Raw genomic sequence first — 19,458 nt, 5'->3', positions numbered from 1 at the left:
AGGAACGAAAAATCTCAACTAACGAGTGAAAGAGACACAGATAGTAATAACGATAATACTGATTATCGCCCAATTCTCCGTACCAAAGAAATGGGCTTTCCTCCCTTTACTTATCGCGGCACTGCACACAACACAAGCCCCGGTTTTCCCAAGCTTCTCTACCGCCCGAGTAGTCATAATCGCAGGCCTTGTTAGAGCAATGGCCAAAGGAGACCTAAAATGGAGCGCACAGAACCCGATTGACCTACTAATACTCCTTTGGTCTTCTGCGGCTTTCTTCACCTCGCTCTTCCACGAGCCTACAGTATCACTCAACAATCCAACAATTTCAAGGATCAGACTCGTAATTGACGTGTTCGGAACCTTTCTCTACGCTAAATCTTATATCAAAAACCTAGAGGATTTCAGACATCTGTGCAAATCAGCTGCCTACGTCAGCATTCCATTAGCGATAGGACTACTAATCACTCAATTATCTTTCTACAATATATATTCAATCATAGGAGCTGATCCTAACACTCTCGTAAGAAACGGTACAATAAGAGCCGTCGGCCCATTTGGAACCCCAATTCTCGCAGGAACAGTCGGTGCTCTAATATTCCCGTTCTTCATCGTTATATGGAACGACTATAAACTTGCAGCGAGGTCAGGTCTAGCATCCAGCCTCGCCATCATCTATGCGAGCGGGTCGTCCACTCCAATTGGAGCCCTCATCATTGGCATCTGCGCTCTTTCGTTATGGAAACTGAGACTACACATGAAATCCATAATGATAATATCTACAGCATTACTCATCGGAATGGCCATCGTAAAAACCAGACCAATATGGTACCTGATAGCGATCACTGACTTTGTGGGAGGCAGTACAGGTTGGCATCGCGCGTACCTGATTGATATGGCAATCAAGCACTTCGACGAGTGGTGGCTTTACGGCACAGAATACACCCGCCACTGGATGCCCTACGGTCTCGCGGCGATACCGGAACACTGTGACCTTACCAATTACTTCATCCACATGGGAGTTATTGGCGGAATGCCCGCAATGATCATTCTTATTTTGATATTTCGATCTTCATTTAAGTCAGTAAAAACAACGCTACATTTGTTCAGAGAATTAAACAAAGATGAAGAGTTTACGATCTGGTGTATCGGAGCCCTACTTTTCACCCACGCATTGACCTGCTTAACAATCTCCTACTTTGACCAAACATACGTATTATTCTACTTCCTCATAGCACTGATCTCCAACCTAGGAAAAAGCACACAAACACCCTGAGAGAAGCTAAAAGCATATAATAACTAGGAACGAAAACTATGAAAAGCATCATTTCCCTGATAGCATTAGCATCACTAACAACATATTCGGTTCACGCGGAGCTAAACAACCAATGCAACCGAAACCAAACCACATGGACATTCCTAGAGAAACATCTCACAGGCACATTTGCAAATGGCGACCCTTGGGTGGTTGGCCCCGTAACAATTACGAATATCTCCCCAAATTCCACAGAAGACATCCACGGATCCATGCTGAACCCACCCCCCGGCAGGGACCAAGGATTCGACAGCAGAATATCTCCATACAACAAATACACAGAATCCTTAGACATATCAAAACAGCTACCACTCCAAATAAGCCCAGGTTCCTCCATAGTCAGTGCAGTATCAAGAACAGAAAAGAGCACATTTGAACAGATAGAAGAGTATAATGTGTTAACTGTACTAGACGCCCCACCCCCTACAGGAAGCTTCAGACCCGCACCGATAGGGGGAGATTACAGCAACCTATGGAATGTCTCTGAGATAAACCATGGAGCACTCGCAAGCCTAAAACTCACCAACGCTCAGCTTTCATCAGTAAAGAATTACACTGAAATATTTTCACGAACTTGGTATGAACAGGATCTTACCTGGACAGGGAGATACATGCACACCCAATATATGGGAGACGGAACTGGCTACGGGAGAAACATGGCATTAATGACAGGATCTGCAGCAATCCTGCTCAACCTTAATTTTTCCGAGCAAGAGAAGCACCCCCTGCTTGTTAACTACATTCAATACGGAATTGATATTTTTGGACTCATATCCGTGGGGCAACAATGGTCTGCGGATGGAGGACACAACCCTGGGCGCCTGCTGCCTCTGCTGATAGCAGCGAAGACCTTAAATGACCCCAAGATGCTAGAAGCCGTGCACGGCCCTAACATGAATTTTCAAGAATTCCAACAGACCTTCTTTGTTTCATTATCAGATATAAAGCTAGTTCACGATGGATCAAAACCACCCTACAAAGATTACACCATAGCCGACTTAGGAATGCCGGAATGGGGAATACGCCACCACAAAAACCCAAAGACAGACAACAGGTACTGGACAGCTGCCTACCGAGACATTGCTGGAGGCGTATTGATCGCACCAGCATTCGTAATCCAAGCGATGAGGGCGACGGAAGACGTAAATCACCCACCCCTAATCGCATACGCGGAAAGACACCTATTCTACAGAGAAAGCATGTTCAGTATTGAATTATACTTCAACGGCTACGACGACGGGCATAAATATGGTGACGGCGACTCAGAGAGCTCATCTCCTTTCAGCTACAACGACATTCCAAACCTTCATAAAGACGCGTACTTGGGTCTCCTCAGGGCTGACGTACCCCACTCACCCTCCTCATTAGGCACTAACACAGTCACTAAATGACTACTGTCACCTACCAGCACTAAACAAACAGAACTTTCAACATGCTAGCGACGCGAGCGAATAAAGTATGTGATCTCATGAAGCGAATAAAGCAGCGCATGCGAAACATTGCTCTATCTGCTAGATTCAGTTCAATCGGGAAAAGAACAACCATAGAGGCTCCACTTAGGCTTATCGGCGGCGAGCATATAGAGATCGGGTGTTCCACTTTCATAGGAAGTGACTCATGGCTGTGTGCAAACCCGAGAAGCCCCTTGCTACAATCAGCGAAGAAAACTATCAATATTGGAGACAATGTCAGTATATCTGGACATTGCACGATCTCTGCAACCGAACAAGTAACGATAGAGGACAGCGTCCTAATCGCTCGCTATGCCTATATCGCGGACCACTCGCACGCGTACCAAGACAAAACTAGGCCTATAAAAGACCAAGGGACGACTCCAGCGAAGCCGGTGGTGATCAAGAAGGGCGCTTGGCTAGGTCAAAACGTCGTTATTTGTCCGGGTGTAACTGTTGGAAAAAATAGCGTAGTAGGTGCAAATTCCGTCGTTCGTGAAAATGTCGAGGACTACACTGTAGTAGCAGGCAGCCCCGCAAAGTTGATAAAAAGGATAGCCCCAACCCCCGATACTACACCTTAGATGACTAACATCCTGTTCCTCGCCCACCATTTTCCGCCACAAGGCGGAGCCGGCGTCCAACGCGCCCTCAAGTTCGTAAAGTACCTTCCCGCTTTCGGGGTCTCGCCTGCCGTCCTCACCGCTTCCCATCTCAAGCAGGACCGCTGGACCCCCAAGGACGACACTATGGAAAAGGAGATACCCGACTCGGCCTCCGTGCATCGGGTCGACTGGCCCGACTATCGAAACGCCGCCGGTACAGACCTCGCACAAGCACAGGAGAAGCTTATCGAAACCGGAGTACGGATCGCCCAAGAAAAGCGGGTCAAAGCGATCCTCGTCTCGATGTCCCCTTTCGAGGACGCCCACTTGGCCCGAGAAATCGCTACCAGAACCGGACTACCTTGGATCGCCGACCTCCGGGACCCCTGGGCTCTTGACGAGTTTCAAGTGCACCGCACCGGCCTGCATCGAGCTCTCGCCCGCAAGCGCATGGGACGGAGCCTCGAAGGAGCAGCCTCCATCATAATGAACACTCCAGAGGCCGCCAAACGCCTCCGTGCCGCCTTCCCTCTGCTCAGACAAACGCAAATCCACAGTATCACCAACGGTTACGACCAAGAGGACTTTCTCCCCCAGGCGTCTGAAGCCAGCCGCGATAAATTCACCATCGTACACGCCGGCTTCCTGCACACACGGTTCGGCTTCGACCAAAGACGCAAGTCCCTCCGCTACCAACTCCTCCGCAGCACCCACCCAGGCATGCAAGCCCTGTCCCGCTCCCATTACTACCTGCTGCAAGCCCTAGCAAACTGGGCCCAAGAGCATCCCGCAGAAGCGAACAGAGTGGAATTGGTCCTGGCGGGATCGTTAAACGAGACAGACACGCGGACCGTCGAAGACTCCAGAGTCAAGGAGCTCGTACGATGCCCCGGCTACCTCAACCATCAGGAAAGCGTATCTTGCATTGCCCACGCAGACCTGCTCTTCCTTCCCATGCACACTCTCGCGCGGGGCGACCGGGCCACCTTCGTACCCGGCAAAACCTACGAATACATGGCAACCGGAAACCCGATCCTTGCCGCCGTCCCGGAAGGGGACGCGAGAGATTTCCTCGCCGCTTCAGGCCTCGCTAGGATCTGCGAACCCAATGACGCAAAAGCCATCCAGCAACACCTGAGGGCCAGCTACCTCTCGTGGGAGCGAGCAGAACCTCGCCCCGAGCCTGACCACAAGTTCATCGCGCAATTCGAACGGCAGCACCTGACAGAAAAACTTGCGAGCGTGCTGCTAGACGTAACTCACCGAAACCGGGAGCCGAGCGCGAACTCAAAAGCGGCACCACTGACAACATAGCTCGCTACCTCTTTCCGGCACACTCAAAGGTTTAATCTAAAAAGCCTTTAAAGAAATTCATAAATAAAGCGTTTTGAATCCAGAATGAGTACAATCTCAGTCATCCTTGCGACGTACAACGGGACCGATCTCCTCGATCTCACCCTAAGCTCACTGGCAGCTACTAAAGATGAAAACATAGAAGTGGTGATCGCTGACGACGGATCTACCAACCCAACCACCCAGGCGATAATCGAGAAACACCAAAGGCTCGATGCCCTGCCCATACTTCACGCGAAACAAGAGGATCTCGGGTTCAGGTTGGCTCGCTCGCGAAATAACGCTGCCTCGATCGCCTCCGGCGACATATTGGCGTTCCTAGATCACGATATCCTGGTGCCGAAGAACTTCTTCAAGCAGGTACGAGCCCACATGACCCCAGGTTGGTTTGCCGCAGGACGCCGCGTTAAGCTCGACCGAGACACAACAGAGAAAATTCTCACCGGAAAAAAACACTACGACCACGTTTTCGCCAAAAGCTTCGCCTGCAAAGCCGCCCTAAGAAAGCTCCCCGGATGGCGCTACCTCTTCCCGACCAGAAACAGAACACCAGGGACCCAGCCCCAGCCCTTCAAGGGGATGTCGGGCTTCTGCATCATCACCTATAGAAAAGACTTTCTTGCTATTGACGGATTCGACAACACTTTCACGAGCTACGGAGTCGAAGACTGGGATTTCCTCGCTCGACTCAACAACAACGGCACACACGGCGGATACCTACCAACAAAGGCTACCACCGCACACCTTTGGCATAAGGAGACCGAAGTATCACTCGACTCACCAGCATATCTGCAGCTCAACGAAACAATAAAAAACAAAATCACTCAGCCCAAAAGCGGATTTAAAGACCTTCAAAAAGAGATACAATGAACAATACACTAAGAGCAACAGGCCCTCAAACCCCCAACGGTGAAGTAACAGTCAGCGGAGCAAAAAACGCTGCGACTCGCATGCTAGCAGCCTCAATGCTAACCGACAGTGAAGTCACACTTTTAGATTTTCCCACCGAACTCGTAGACGCTCGCTACAAAGCAAATTTCATAGAGGCAATCGGAGGAAAAGTTTTATTCGATCCCGATGCTTCCACCGCCAAAATAACATCGGCCGATTTAAGTGCACGCAAGCTGGAGGACTACAACTTTCCAATCCGCACAACCTACCTCCTCGCTGCCGGGCAACTAATGCGCGAGAACAAAGCGTTTATACCCTACCCAGGCGGATGCAAACTCGGAGAGCGCAAATACGATCTTCACATCATGGTGTGGGAGCAATTTGGGTGCACGGTGAAAGAGAATCCTGATTGCATTGAAATAACAGGAACGCTCAAGGGTGCCAATATACACTTTCCGATTTCGACGGTGGGCGGTACGGAAAACGCGATTTTGTGCGCCTCAGTAGCGGAGGGCAAAACTACGATTCACAACGCCTACGTGACACCGGAGATAACGAATCTAATAGAGCTCCTCCGACTCATGGGGGCCCAGATCAACGTCGACGGAACCAGCCACATAGAGATACAAGGCGTACAAAAGTTAAACGGGGCATCCATCCGCGTTGTACCGGATCGCATTGAAGCCATTACTTGGATAATCTTCGCAGCGATTACTGGGGGTAAGATCATCGTAAACAATGTCCCCTTCGATCTCATGCAAATTCCACTGGCTCACCTGAGAATCTCCGGCTTGGACTACATGAGTAACTCTTCGTCCGCCTACGTTGGCCCCGATCTCATTTCCGAAACCGGGCTGCAGCCCTTTGAGATAGCCTGCGGAACCCACCCAGGAGTCATCTCGGACATGCAGCCTTTCTACGTGATGCTTGCCCTCCACTCCGCCGGGAGAAGCAAAGTGTTCGACTATCGATACCCCGACAGAACCGCATACCTCGAGCAGCTTGCAAAAAGCTATGTAAACGACGCCCTTTCGTGGAAGAACGGCGAAATAACCATCAATGGAAAGCAAGAGATCAAGGGAGCAACCATGTCCTCGACCGACCTACGCGGCAGCATGGCAATGGTCATGGCTGCTTTCACCGCCCAGGGAGAAAGCGAAGTCAAGAGATGCGATATGGCTCTCAGAGGTTACGATCAGCTTGGGAAGAAGCTGAAAAGACTAGGCTTAAAATTCGAAATAACCGAAGAATAACAATAACCTCGGCTTAAAAGTCTACAGAACAATCCCAAACACGCAAAACGGATGGAAGAGACGAGAGCGAGTCCCCTTGAAGAGATTTTAGGCGAGATTCAAAACCACGCCAGAATTCACAAAAATGTTCCCCTATCAAAACACTCACAATGGAGGGTTGGGGGTGCCGCGAATATAATAATCGAGCCCGATTCCGCCGATTCGGTACAACCGATTATTCATATATTCCACAAGCACCGATTAAGGTACTTGATACTCGGATCGACCAGCAACTTGCTTTTCGACGACGACGGCTTGCAATGTCCAGCCATCTTAATCGGACGAAACCTAAACCGCATAACCGTCGAGGGAACTCAGGTCTGCGCCGAAGCAGGAGTGTGGGTTCCGCGGTTTGCAAAAAAAGTTGCGGATCATGGACTGAGCGGAGCAGAGCACACGGCAGGAATTCCCGGGACGCTCGGAGGCCTGATTTGCATGAATGGCGGGAGTCAAAGGAAGGGGATCAGCGATCATCTCACCGAGGTTACGTACCTTTCCTCAAATGGAGACCTGCAGACCAAGCGTAAAGACGAGTGCAACTTCTCATACCGTCAATCTTCGTTTCAAAACACTGGCGACATCATATTGTCAGCCAAATTCGAGTTTCAAAACACAGCCAATCCTTCGCAAATTAAGAAAGAAATGCTCGGCATTCTGTCGTCACGCAGAAAAAAGTTTCCCAGAAAACTTCCAAACTGCGGATCCGTCTTCGTAAGTAACCCCGCGATGTATGAAGAAATTGGCCCGCCGGGAGCTGCCATCGAAGGTTGCGGCTTAAAAGGCACTACAAAAGGAGGGGCACAAATATCGCCCCTTCACGCTAATTTCATAGTCAACAACGGCAACGCAACCGCTAGCGACATACTATATCTGATTCATCTTATTCGAACTACAGTGCTACAAAAAACGGGCTACGAAATGCCCACCGAGGTACGATACGTATCGAAAAACGGAGAAATCTCCCCTGCACACGTGGAGGCAGCCTCCCGAGCTGCAAGCGCTACGCAAGGCGTGTAAACCAAGGATTACTCCACACTCCTTACTAGCTACTCCCCGACGCTTGCGGGAGCGTCATCTTCCTCAAAACAACGTGCAGACTCAAAAACCTCAGTCCCTAGCGACACGCCTGTTCGTACGACTGTGGAATTCCCCCACTGCCACGACTTGGGCGAATATATCCACGAAATCACTACGGTTTCTGCTAGTCACACCTCTTGTCGTAACGACCTTCGAAACATCCGAAATTGCCGCGTGGTACCTCTTCTCCACTCTCACGTTTTTCGGCTCACTTATCCACAACCGAGTGACTTTGACGTTCAGCCGCATGATAGCGTTCGGTATGGCTGGAGCTGACGATCTTTCTGCGATAACCGCCCAAAACAGACCCCAAGCAAAAGGGGACCCAAACTGGCCGCTACTACTTCGAACCTACGAAACAATTGGGGTGCTTTCGCTAGCTACAGCCGCATTGACCGCGATAAGCGGCCTGGCGATGGGCGCATTTTCCCTAAACGGAATACTAAGAGAGCACCCCGACCCTACGCGCATTTGGATCGCGCTTTTTATATACCTAGGAGGTCAGTTCGTTGTCACCTACCTCAGCAGAGATGCGATGTTTCTCCATGGAATGGGAAAAGTAGCCTTAAGCAATCGTTGGACAACGATGCTCTCCTTAGCGTCCACCCTCAGCGGTTTTATAACGCTATCCCTAGGAGGAGATATAGTCGGTCTCACCATTGTAATGCAATCGGCATTAATCATAGGGATGCTCAACATAAAACGCATTCTAAAAAAGGAAACGACAGAAAAGTTAAACAGTTCGAAATTGATGGCATGCGACCAGAAAATATTAAAATGGGCGTGGCCAGCATTTTGGAAAGGGCTAATAACAACCCTTTGCAACAGAGGCCTTATACAATTTTCGGCCGTCTTTTACACTCGCTACTCGTCACCACTGGAAGCTTCTTCATTTTTATTCTCCTTCAACCTCCTGCAAACAGTAATCCAGTTCTCAGAAGCTCCACTTAGTGCCCACGCGCCTAAATTTTCCAGGTTGCTAGCAAAAGGCGAATACGACCGCCTAAATCGAGAATTCCCCAAAAACCTCGAAAAATCCCAATGGTTGCTCACCGCAGGTATCATAATCCTGGGCTTGGCTGTTCCCACAGCCCTAAGCTTTCTGAACTCAAACACGAGTTTCCTATCTCCCCTGCCATGGGCACTGCTCACCTTGGGAATAATGTCACAAAGATTTCTATTGAACGGGATGAGACTTCCAGCACTCGGAAACACCATTATACTCTACAAGACTTCGCTCATCTCGTCAGCGATATCACTGGCCCTCACTCCCCTCGCCATCATCCATTACGGGATTTATGGCCTAATCGCGGCCGTATACGTGCCTTCTCTCGTTGCGATAAACATTCGCCCCTACTCATACACCGCTTCCTTGCTTGAGGGCTCAACCCCAGAGCTCGTCAAACGAAGCGGGCTGTGGGCATTGATAAGTCTCCTAGCCGCTCACGCCGTCCTGGTTCTAGCACGAGCGTAAGCCATCAAATCAAAACCGCCAAACAAGCCCCCTTTGCGGCGGGCCGCACCAGACACAATGAATCAAACAAAAAACGACGAAAGTAAAGTTGTTATATTTAGCGTCTACTATAATCGGTCCTATTGCGTATCAAACTCAGTAGAAAGTCTACTAAACCAAACTCACAATAACCTGAAAATCGTTTTAGTCGACGACGGCTCAACCGACGATACGCTTCATCAACTCAAGAAGTATGAGGACCTCGACAAGGTAATTATTGAATCAGGCACCAACCAAGGATTTACTCGAGCCATTTCCAATGCGATCAAAAAACACGCGGATGGCAACTACATTGCAATCCACGGCTCCGGGGACAACTCTCTTCCTAACAGAATAAAGAGCCAAGCCCAACTACTCGACCAAAACGAACACCTCGCGTGCGTGGGGTGCTGGGTGGATAATATTTTTCCTAACAATGAAACTAGGCCGCACAATAGAAGAACCGCGGAAACGGACGCGGCGGAGATTTATCACCAAAACCAATTCACACATGGAGAGGTAATGATGCGATCTTCCTGCTACGAAGAGGCAGGAGGCTATAGAACGTTTTTTAAATATACTCAAGATTATGACCTCTGGCTTCGCTTACTAGAAAAGAAGAAAGCAGCGTTTGTTCCCGAGGTTCTATATCAAAGGTTCGTTCGTGAGGACGGAGTTGAATCGAACACAATCCGCTGGCAAGCTCAGCAAGAGCTAAAAGAACTAGCACGGCGATGCTATATTATGCGCTCAGTAGTAGGAACGGACGCGATAAAAATGTTCGGAGAAGACGGTGCTCTTCTGTTAAATGGGAACCCGGATACAGCACGACGCCTCCGCAACTTCGCAGCAGGAAAAAATGCTCAGGACCCTGAGACCACCTTGGCGTTGAGCACAATAGCTGCTATCAACGAATTCGGATGCAGGAAAAAGCTGGTAAAGCACGCCCTGAGTTCGTCGCTATTCTCAAAGACTATACGAATCGTGCAACCACTAAGAAGACGTATCCTCAACTTACTGAACACCTAAGGTTACACTTTTGCCCAAAACACCAAGGGGCATTATTTTACTTAAATTGAACATCGCGTTGACGATACCCCTTGGGTACGCTCGAACAATCTGCCATTTACAAGCAGCTCTCTCCCATAAACTCGCACAATGGAAAATAGCTCCGGCAACCAGATCTCCAAAACAAGATACGGGCATATTCCCGGCAAATCTCATTACGGTAAGAGCTACCTGGCATCCCGGCGCATCTTCAGCTACGCTCATCAACTCAGCGTTATTTCACAATACGACGCCGACTCGATACTTGAAATAGGACCTGGCCCCGGCCTCGTCACCCAAGCGCTTCGACTGGAAAAATACCGAGTGACCACCGTCGACGTTCAACCCGAACTGAATCCCGACATTGCCGCCTCAGTGCTAAACCTACCGCTGGACGACAGTTCCTTCGACCTTGGACTCTGCTGCCAGGTCCTGGAACATCTGCCCTTCCAAAAATTCACCGATGCCCTTTCCGAGCTGCATCGAGTCACAAGATGCGGCCTCGTACTGTCCCTACCCGACTCCAGTCGCTCTTTTTCGCTTTCGGGCCAAATTCCGTTTTTCGGTCGCTTCTCCTTCCAAGTCGCGATCCCCACGATCCCGCCCCCTCCCTTTCCCGAAAGCAAACTCGAATCCATGGGTCACTACTGGGAGATTGGCTTCAAAGGAACCACCCTATCTTCCGTAAAGCAGGCCATCACCTCTAGCGGCTTTCGCATTAAGCGCAGCTGGCGGGTCAACGAACTCCCCTGGCATCGCTTCTTCGAACTGACCAAATAGGCTCCCTCCCAATTATAGTACCGTGACCTCCCCAAGCTTCCTCAAGGTAAGCCTTCGCTCGACAGAATCCTCCCCCATCGTCGAAGGCGAGAGCCAACGCGTCTTCAGCGATTCTCCCCAAAGCGGATCGATCGAAAATGCAGTCTATTCGAAATGGAGCTGGGACGGGAAATCCGCCACCCTCGAGAGCGACTATTCAGGCTTCATGCCGCTCTTCTACTTCGCAACAAGCGACTGCTTCATCGTCTCCAATTCCCTGGCGGCCTTATTGGAAAAGGGAGCAGATACGACACTCGACGAAACAGCCCTGTCCGTTTTCGCCCGTTGCGGCTTCTTTCTCGGTGAGTCCACGCCCTTCAAATCGATCAAATCTATCGGCCCTCGCGGTCGCGTCAGATGGGCCGGGGGGAAACTGGATACCTCGCGTGGAGTCGATCCCATCACCCCCGTAAAGCGCGCCAGCGGCGAAATTGCAGAAGAATACGCCCACTTCGCCAGCAAGGCGATCCAACGACGGCTGCCCGACTCAGAGCGCTTCGCCCTATTGCTCACAGGTGGCCGCGACTCCCGCCAGATTCTCCTCGAACTCCTAGACCAAGATCGCAAGCCCCAACACTGTCTAACCGGCGGCGAATACAGGGATCTCGTGGCCGCTCGACAGCTTGCCGAACACCTCGACCTCCCCTTCGAGGAAACCAAGAGTCCACTCTACTGGCGAGACGCCTTTCCCTCCAAAAACTTAAGATCGAATTTTTGCACCCTCGAGCACGGCTGGCTCTGCGCCGTATCCAATCGTCTCAGCAGCCTCAATTGCCTGGCTTTCGACGGGACCGGCGTCGGGGTGCTCACACGGAGCGAACTACTCGCCTCCGAATATGTAGCTGACTACCGTTCTGGGAACTACCAGTCGGTTGCACTCCGTCTCATCCATAGCATCGGAGGAAGCAAGGAACTCTACAAAAACCTATGTCCCCCCTTCGATTTCTTAGGGGACAGCGAGGAAGAAGCAGTCGCCGCCCTCGCCGAGGAACTGAAAGCCTACAGCCAATTTGCCAACCCCACCACCGCCTTCGGCTTCTGGAACTGGAACCGTCGCGGCATTGCCCAGTGGCCCTACGCCCTCGCCAACCGCACGAACACCATCAACGCCCCCCTTATGGACGAGGAACTCTACCGATTCGTAGCGTCAATCGAGCCGGAATCCATTTCCGAGCAAGAACCCCAGGAGGCCGCCATTCACCACCGCTTTCCGCAGTACCAAGACCTTCCCTTCTACAACCAAATCGAAAACGTAGCGAGCTCGCGGAACAAGCCGCTCGCGAACCGGCTCGCAAACGGCTGGCAGCGCTTGCGCTTCAGCGCAACACACCCCAAGAGCCGTTCAAAGCCACCCGCACACGAAACGGCTTCGCAGCGCAACCGAGTCCACCACGGCAACCTAGATCAGTATCTCCAACAGCTCGCGAAGATCGTCAGCTAAGCTCTCGCAGCAAACGCCAACCAAGACGATTAAGAGCCGGAGCCCCGACAGCTCTCCACAAAAGAGCAGAGCCTCAACTTCTTTCCCTAAAACTCAGCCCTAAGCCCAGCGCCGCGAACGAGCTTCCTAACAGAAGCAAAGAGGAACCGATAATGTCCGGAACCGGAACACCATCGTCCCCGAAGCGGCGCAATCCGTAGCTCGAGATGTCGCCTCGCAAAACGAGCATCGGATCACCGAACGAACTGTCGTCGAGGTAACGCCCCCAAAGAACGAGCGAACCCAGCCCAGAACGCCAATCGAAGTCGAAATCAAGCTCGTAGTTGCTCGGCCCCGTCAGGACCTGAGACTTAACCCTGTAATTCGAGGTATAGATATGTCCTCCCACGGAGGACTCGAAGCCCACCTCCTCGCCGTCGACGAAAACCTTGAACGACTCGAGAGCGCGCGGCGATCCCTCGGGGCTCTCCTCCCCAGAGCCAAACGGCACCCAAAAGTCCCGATGCGTGAACAGTTCATCGCTTCCGTACAGGTCAGCCTCCACGGAAAATACGTCCCCCACGCCTAGATCCGTAGCCGCGCCATAAGAATGGTCAGCCATCCATAAGGTGTTTTCCGATGCCAGAACTTGCATCTTCAACCTGAGGAAAGCGCCTTCCATTAGGCAGGCGCCCACGGCCAGCAGTAGAACTAAGACGCCAGCAAGACGACATGCCTTATAAGGGGAAAGCAAGGGGATCGCGCACATAACAAGAAAATCGGAAAAACGAACCAATAAGGCAGGCAGAACGTAAAAGGGTTCCCTGCAATGCAAGAGAAGCCAAGCTCCTCCCGTTCGCGATCTAAATGAGCGATACGAGCGGCAACAATCGACCGCAAGCCGCTCCCCTGCCCCTATCATGCCGAGGCACCTCGAGAGCGTCGCCCCAGCAATTTTTCGAAAGCGGCTTGAAATTCCCTCAAGCCCTCGAGGCGAGCAAGCTTAGCAAGCCCGAAATACAGCGCGGCGCCCGCCATGCACTGCGTCCCCAACAGCCAGGCCCCCTCCAGCGGCAGCAGTTCCATGGCAGCGACGCACAAGCCCATGAGCCCCGCAATGCCCAAACTTGGCAACACGTCCCTCGCTTGCTCTCCATACGAGTAGCCCGACCGCCGCCAAAGGGCGCGACTCGCTGCCCCTAAATAAATGAGCGACGCAATGAACTCGACCACCACTACCGACCAAATCGCCCCGCCTCCCCACACAACAATGAATAGCAGGACCAAGACCAAAGACTTGCCCAGAACTTCAACTCTAAGCACATCGCCGGATTGTCCCAACGCCGCCAGAGCCCCCACCGCGAGGTAGCGCAAAGGATAGGTGGCCCCCACCAAACAAAACAGGCGGAGCAAAGGAATCGACTCACTCCACTTCGGGCCTAATAAAACTGGAACGAGCGAGGCCGCTACAGCCGCCAACCCAGCCATAAGTGGGAACCCTAGGAAACAGGCCATCCCGACTGAACTCCTCAAGCCTCGGGAGAACCGCTCCTCGCTCCCGTTCAATTGAGAAAAGACAGGCAGGGCCACCTTGCCAATCACGCTGGAAATGAACATAACCGGCAACTGCTGGAGCTGACGTGCCCGTGAATAAAACCCCAAGCTGGCCGCCGAATAGAATTTGCCGACCACCACCGAGTAGAGCTCCGACATCACTGCCCCTACCAAACCAGACAGGAACATCTTCGAACCAAATCCAAACATCTCCCGTAGCGCCAAGGGCGAGAAGGCGAACGCTGGCTTCCATCTGACGAAGACCGGATAAAGCAGCAAAGACAAAAAGTCAGTTACCAGCACCTGGGCGACCAAACTCATCACACCAAAACCTGAGAGAGCCATCGCGATCGCAGCGCTGCCCGCCAGGACGCTGGCTAAGGCCTGCACCTTGAATTGAGCCTTGAACGCCAGTCGCTTCACCGCGAGCGAGACATACACAATCGAGGCGCCGCGGAAAACCAGACTGAGGCAGACCCAACGTAAAACGTCGCCCAAACCGGGCTGGCCGTAGAACCGCTCCACGAGCGGGGCCGACAACGCCAATACAGCCGCCAACGCAAGCGACACTCCCACGCTAAAATAAAAGACCGAAGACTCGTCCAAAATGCTCGATTCCCTCTTCTGGATCAATGCATCGCGAAATCCCGAGCTCGCCAACGCATCCGCGATGGCTAGGAACACGTAGGTCATCGCGATTACTCCAAATTGCTCGGGAGCCAAAATCCGAGCTAAGATTACCCCTACTACAAAACGAGAGGCTTGGAGCGACAGCTGAGAAGCAGCGCTCCAAAACACGCCCGTGTACGCTCTGTCTTTAAGGGTTCCGCTCATCGGACCAACCGAATCGCCCTAAGTCGACTGAATGGCAAGAGAAGAACTCTGCCCACCCCATTCCTGCACAAAAAAGCCGCTCCCCACAGGGAGCGGCACAAAAGCTATCGTAGGATCCAGGGCTCGAGAGCCCTATGGGCCTAGACCATCTTTCGTTTGATCATTCGCATAAGGTAGGGCGGGACCGCCGGGCACGCCGCGTTTCCTCTAGACCAAGCGACGGCGGATAAAGGCAGTACCAACGAGCGCTACACCGAGCAAAGCAAGCGTCGCTCCGGAATCGGGAACATATACGAGAACGTCTTGGAGGTCATTGTTTTGCGAATCCCAAAGCTGCAGAACCTTGACTGTCTTGTCTGTAGCGTCGGCCTTGGCTCCCGCCTCGCCAAACAGACCGTACACAGTGGCAAGAAACGCGTTGTTCGCCGAACTCTGACCAAGCCCTGCGCCTTCGCCTTCCAATTCCCAGATAGCCTTCTGCAGGCTGATCGAGTTGGACTTGCGAGCGACCGCGTCAGCAAGATTGTACAAAGCTCCCGCCACGAACTTGCGGTACAGGTAAACAGTGCCTTCCGACAGTACGTTGTTCGGCGCAGTCTTTACGTGAGTGCCTGCACTGGTCGAACCAGCGATAGTGTACGAGAACGTCCCATCGAGCAAGGCGGACAGAGGTTCGTAGCGCTGAACGCAAAAGGTGTAGAAGGAATCGTATCCAGTCACTTCGACATGGAACTCGCCCCCTCCGCTAGCGGAATAATCCGTCTTGGAGACGTCTGCAACTCCAGACGTCGGGATGGAGACCGCCTGAGCCGCAGATGCTCCGGCGAAAGTTGCGATAGCAAGAAGAACTTTGAGTGTGTTATTCATAAAACTAAATGAGAAATGTTTGTTGATTGATTTCGAGAGACCCAATTGCACAGCTCGCGCCAAACAAAGCGCTGGGATTTTAACCCACAAATAAAACAACCACCTATCATGTTTTCTATGAACACCTTATGAAATGATCAAAGAATCACACAATGAAGTATTCCCTCTACCGGCACGTAGACCTCGCAAAGTAAACCTTCCTTACAGCTTTACACGCCAAGGCTCCACTGGGCCGAAAGGGCCGCGCCCCCTCCCTCAAATCGAAGCAGGGATCTGCGCGAATCGATCCCAGCGAAATAAAACCGCGTCATCCTTGCGCGACCTGACGCATCTGTCCCGCCATCCCCGAGAGCAGAAACAGCCGCCCTTAGTGCAGCTCTTGCAATGAAATGTTTTCCGCTGCTCTCCGACATTCCGGAGAAATCACCACGAATCCCCCACCCCAGCTCGCCTAGCGGTCCTTACTGGACCTTCTCTCGTAAAGGCCAGCAAGGGCAACGCCTCCCTGAGCATAACCCGCGCTCAAACCAGAACCTTTCTACGGACGCCTCAGTCCGATCGAACCGCAGTTCCGAGACTTCCCTCCAAGCCCGGCATTTCGACCGGCGAGCCCGGCACGCCACATTATTAACAAACTGATAAGTAACGCCCAAACCGCCCGCAAATACTCGAGCAGAAAGCCCCATTTAGGCACGAAAAAGCGGACGACATTTCTGTCGTCCGCTTTGGGAAAAGCTATTGCTAAATCGGCGAACTAGCGGCGGCGGCGTGCAAACGCCAGTCCAGCCAAGCCAAGTCCGAGGAGAGCAAGCGTCGCACCGGAATCTGGTACGTAGACCAATACGTCCTGGAGGTCTTCGCCTTGTGGGCCCCAGATGCGCATTACCTTTACGGTTGCGTCGGAAGTAGTTGCCTTCGCGCCAGCTTCACCGAACAGGCCATAAACCATAGCCAAGAAGGTGTTGTTGCCGGAATGCTGGCCAAGTCCAGCGCCTACGCCTTGCAACTCCCAGATAGCCTTTTGCAAGCTGATGGAGTTTGCAGTGCGAGAAACTGCATCCGTCAGATCGTAGAGGGTACCCGCTACAAACATACGGTAAAGGTAAGTAGTACCTTCCTTGAGCGTATTATTTGGGATCGAGCTCGGGTGCGATCCAGTGCTAGTGGTGTCAGAAATCGTGTAGTCGAAGGTGCCTGGGAGCTCGGAAGTGAGCGTTTCGTAGCGCTGCACGCAGAACGTGTAGAACGAATCGTAACCAGCGACCTCGGCTAGAAACTCACCTCCACCACTGGCGGAGTAAGGAGTCTCGGAAAGGTCAACCGAGCCGGAAGTTGGGATAGAAACCGCCTGGGCAAGGGTTGCACCAGCGATGCTCGCAACAGCGATAAGAGCTTTAAGTGTGTTTTTCATAATAAGGTTTGTTTGAGAAAGGATTAATGGTTCCTGCTTCGAAACATCTTGTTGCAACCTCCGCGCCAGAGCGAAAACCCAGACCCAACCACGAACGAAACTATACACGTTAACAACTGGACTACAGTCAGTTACACTTAATTCAAAAAACTCTCTACCCCTTTGTTTTTAATTCTAAGTATTCCAGATTGTGTAGGGATTTCTTACAATGTAGCGATGCTGCTTTCCAAGAACGGCCTTATCCTCTGAAAATGAGAGACTTAGAAAAATTAACAGGTTTTTGTAAGGTTTACTGACACTTCGACGAGCTCAGATCAGAAACCGTCCAAGGCTCCTGAGCTAACTTAAAAGCAATTCCACTACCACCTACCGATCAGTAAGTTAAGTCGAACACCCCCTCAACTCAGGCTCAAACAGAATGGAAATCCGAAACCGCGAGTAGAGGATAAACCCGCATCTCAAGCCCCTAGAGCTCCTAGCGGCAGATGGCTACGCTCCTAGGAAAGCCAAACAACCTCGCAATGTTCGCTGACTGCTCCATCTCCGATTCCCAAAACTGCAGAACCGAGCCCCCTTATCCTCGTCACCCATCACCCACAAAATCCTACCGACATCTACCTAGAGCGACCCAAGCGGTCTTAAGTATCCGCCTCCCCTGCCGCTATAAGAAAAGCTTGCAGCCACATTTGCTAATCGATGATGAAAAACGCAGGAACCGACTGAAACACCAAAGGCAAGCGGTTCGTCTTCCCTGCCGAACAAGATAAGTCACACGCTGATTCCAACTTTCCATCCGACAAAATTCCAACTGCCCTCGCACCATTTCCTGCCCACCGGAGCTTTCCAGCAAAGGAGGAAGCCTAGGCGATAGCTACGGGCGACTAACGCTTCCCTTCGACAATTTCATTCGACTTCCGACTCTTTAATTCCATGCCCGCTACTACGTCCGACAACAAACGCCCCCTCTTCTTGCTCGCCGCAGCGGTGGCAGTCCTGTCCCTTCTCTTTCTTACGCCCTTGCAGCACCTATGGCTATTGGCCCGCAGCAGCGACCTTTACTCGCACGTCATCCTGATCCCCTTTGTCTCCATCTACTTGGCATGGGACACGAGCCGCTTGAAAACCATCGAGCCCTCCGCGCCCAACCGCCTCCTATCCATCTGGCCCTTGACCGCAGGGGCTATTTCCCTCTTCGCCTTTTTTCAAAGCGATGCCAATCCCCTCGATCCAGATCAGATCGAGAACTACCTCGCGTATTCGATTTTCGCTTACGTCTGCTTCATCATCTCCACCCTGTTCCAACTCTTTGGCGCCAAGACGATTCGCGCCCAAATATTCCCAATCCTCTTTCTCGTTCTCCTCACCCCCTTCCCGGCGGCCGTACGCGAGGGAATTCAAATATTCTTCCAGCACACCTCCGCTGAGGCTGCCTACTGGGGAATCAAGCTGATCGGCGTCCCCATTTATCGCGAAGGGCTAATCTTTCAAATGCCCACCATCAACATGGAAGTCGCTCCTCAGTGCAGTGGAATCCGCTCTAGCCTAGTCCTCTTCATTACCAGCTTGGTAGCTTCCTTCCTTTTTCTGAAAAGTCCGTGGAAACGGGCCATTTTCGTCTCCCTCTTTATCCCTATCGGCATCATCCGCAACGCCATCCGCATCACCGTGCTCGCCTGGCAGTGCTACTACATCGATCCAGCGATGATCGACGGCTGGTTCCACAAGCAAGGCGGACAACCGCTCTTCGCCGTCACCCTGATCCCTGTCTTCATCGTGCTTTGGCTGTTTCGCCGGTCAGAGAGAAAATCGGAGGAGAACAACAGCCACACCAGGTAGGGCTCGCTCGCCGAGCGAGCCGCAGAGCGCCGAGGTTCAAAGCCGACACCTTCATCGATCCTGAACAAAAACGGTCCGCCCGGCGGTCGAACCCTACCAAAGCACAAAATTTCAAAACACTCCCAAAACGATGCGGGACGAGCAATAAACCTAGCTCCCTACTGATGAACCAAAATAGAAAATCAAAAGGTAGG

At 52.0% G+C, this 19,458-nt stretch carries 15 protein-coding genes; 11 read left to right on the top strand and 4 right to left on the bottom strand.

The window, feature by feature from the left end; all coding sequences use genetic code 11:
* Nucleotides 1–25: 25 nt before the first annotated feature.
* The 10 genes from QEH57_RS23835 to QEH57_RS23790 all read left to right on the top strand — a co-directional run bounded on the left by QEH57_RS23835 (nt 26) and on the right by QEH57_RS23790 (nt 12,783).
* Complete coding sequence (locus QEH57_RS23835) at nt 26–1,276, top strand: hypothetical protein (protein ID WP_309009316.1); 1,251 nt, start codon at nt 26–28, stop codon at nt 1,274–1,276.
* Nucleotides 1,277–1,314: 38 nt separating this feature from the next.
* Complete coding sequence (locus tag QEH57_RS23830) at nt 1,315–2,706, top strand: hypothetical protein (protein ID WP_309009315.1); 1,392 nt, start codon at nt 1,315–1,317, stop codon at nt 2,704–2,706.
* A 644-nt stretch (nt 2,707–3,350) separates the two neighbouring features.
* Complete coding sequence (locus tag QEH57_RS23825; RefSeq protein ID WP_309009314.1) at nt 3,351–4,685, top strand: glycosyltransferase; 1,335 nt, start codon at nt 3,351–3,353, stop codon at nt 4,683–4,685.
* A gap of 84 nt (nt 4,686–4,769) precedes the next feature.
* A complete protein-coding gene (locus tag QEH57_RS23820) occupies nt 4,770–5,594 on the top strand; it encodes a glycosyltransferase (protein ID WP_309009313.1) in 825 nt (274 codons plus the stop codon).
* Nucleotides 5,591–6,868 carry a UDP-N-acetylglucosamine 1-carboxyvinyltransferase gene (locus QEH57_RS23815; RefSeq protein ID WP_309009312.1) on the top strand — a complete coding sequence of 426 codons (1,278 nt, stop codon included), beginning with the start codon at nt 5,591–5,593 and terminating at the stop codon, nt 6,866–6,868. Before QEH57_RS23820 ends, QEH57_RS23815 begins: the two co-directional genes overlap by 4 nt.
* Before the next feature lie 51 nt (nt 6,869–6,919).
* Nucleotides 6,920–7,924 carry a UDP-N-acetylmuramate dehydrogenase gene (murB, locus tag QEH57_RS23810; RefSeq protein WP_309009311.1) on the top strand — a complete coding sequence of 335 codons (1,005 nt, stop codon included), beginning with the start codon at nt 6,920–6,922 and terminating at the stop codon, nt 7,922–7,924.
* Between the two features lie 307 nt (nt 7,925–8,231).
* Entirely contained in the window at nt 8,232–9,458 is a 1,227-nt protein-coding gene (locus tag QEH57_RS23805) for a hypothetical protein (protein ID WP_309009310.1), read from the top strand.
* A 57-nt stretch (nt 9,459–9,515) separates the two neighbouring features.
* Nucleotides 9,516–10,505: a glycosyltransferase gene (locus QEH57_RS23800; protein ID WP_309009309.1), complete on the top strand. Its 990-nt coding sequence runs from the start codon at nt 9,516–9,518 to the stop codon at nt 10,503–10,505.
* A 129-nt stretch (nt 10,506–10,634) separates the two neighbouring features.
* Nucleotides 10,635–11,303, top strand: coding sequence for a class I SAM-dependent methyltransferase (locus tag QEH57_RS23795; RefSeq protein WP_309009308.1), 669 nt, complete (start codon nt 10,635–10,637; stop codon nt 11,301–11,303).
* A gap of 22 nt (nt 11,304–11,325) precedes the next feature.
* Nucleotides 11,326–12,783: a hypothetical protein gene (locus QEH57_RS23790; protein ID WP_309009307.1), complete on the top strand. Its 1,458-nt coding sequence runs from the start codon at nt 11,326–11,328 to the stop codon at nt 12,781–12,783.
* A gap of 73 nt (nt 12,784–12,856) precedes the next feature.
* On the opposite strand, the gene QEH57_RS23785 is transcribed toward QEH57_RS23790, so the two are convergent.
* From QEH57_RS23785 to QEH57_RS23770, 4 genes are all read right to left on the bottom strand, one after another.
* Complete coding sequence (locus QEH57_RS23785; RefSeq protein WP_309009306.1) at nt 12,857–13,384, bottom strand: hypothetical protein; 528 nt, start codon at nt 13,382–13,384, stop codon at nt 12,857–12,859.
* Between the two features lie 296 nt (nt 13,385–13,680).
* A complete protein-coding gene (locus QEH57_RS23780; protein WP_309009305.1) occupies nt 13,681–15,150 on the bottom strand; it encodes a lipopolysaccharide biosynthesis protein in 1,470 nt (489 codons plus the stop codon).
* Between the two features lie 207 nt (nt 15,151–15,357).
* Nucleotides 15,358–16,017: a VPDSG-CTERM sorting domain-containing protein gene (locus tag QEH57_RS23775; protein ID WP_309009304.1), complete on the bottom strand. Its 660-nt coding sequence runs from the start codon at nt 16,015–16,017 to the stop codon at nt 15,358–15,360.
* Between the two features lie 754 nt (nt 16,018–16,771).
* Nucleotides 16,772–17,428 carry a VPDSG-CTERM sorting domain-containing protein gene (locus tag QEH57_RS23770; protein WP_309009303.1) on the bottom strand — a complete coding sequence of 219 codons (657 nt, stop codon included), beginning with the start codon at nt 17,426–17,428 and terminating at the stop codon, nt 16,772–16,774.
* Nucleotides 17,429–18,358: 930 nt separating this feature from the next.
* Between QEH57_RS23770 and xrtC the strand changes: the two genes are divergently transcribed.
* A complete protein-coding gene (gene xrtC, locus QEH57_RS23765; RefSeq protein ID WP_309009302.1) occupies nt 18,359–19,264 on the top strand; it encodes a VPDSG-CTERM-specific exosortase XrtC in 906 nt (301 codons plus the stop codon).
* Nucleotides 19,265–19,458: the final 194 nt, after the last annotated feature.

The sequence above is a fragment of the Pelagicoccus sp. SDUM812005 genome (genome assembly GCF_031127875.1).
In the GTDB taxonomy this organism is placed as follows: Bacteria; Verrucomicrobiota; Verrucomicrobiia; order Opitutales; family Opitutaceae; genus Pelagicoccus.
The sequence above is the reverse complement of the archived record's forward strand: the minus strand, read 5'-3'. Positions and strand labels throughout refer to the sequence as shown.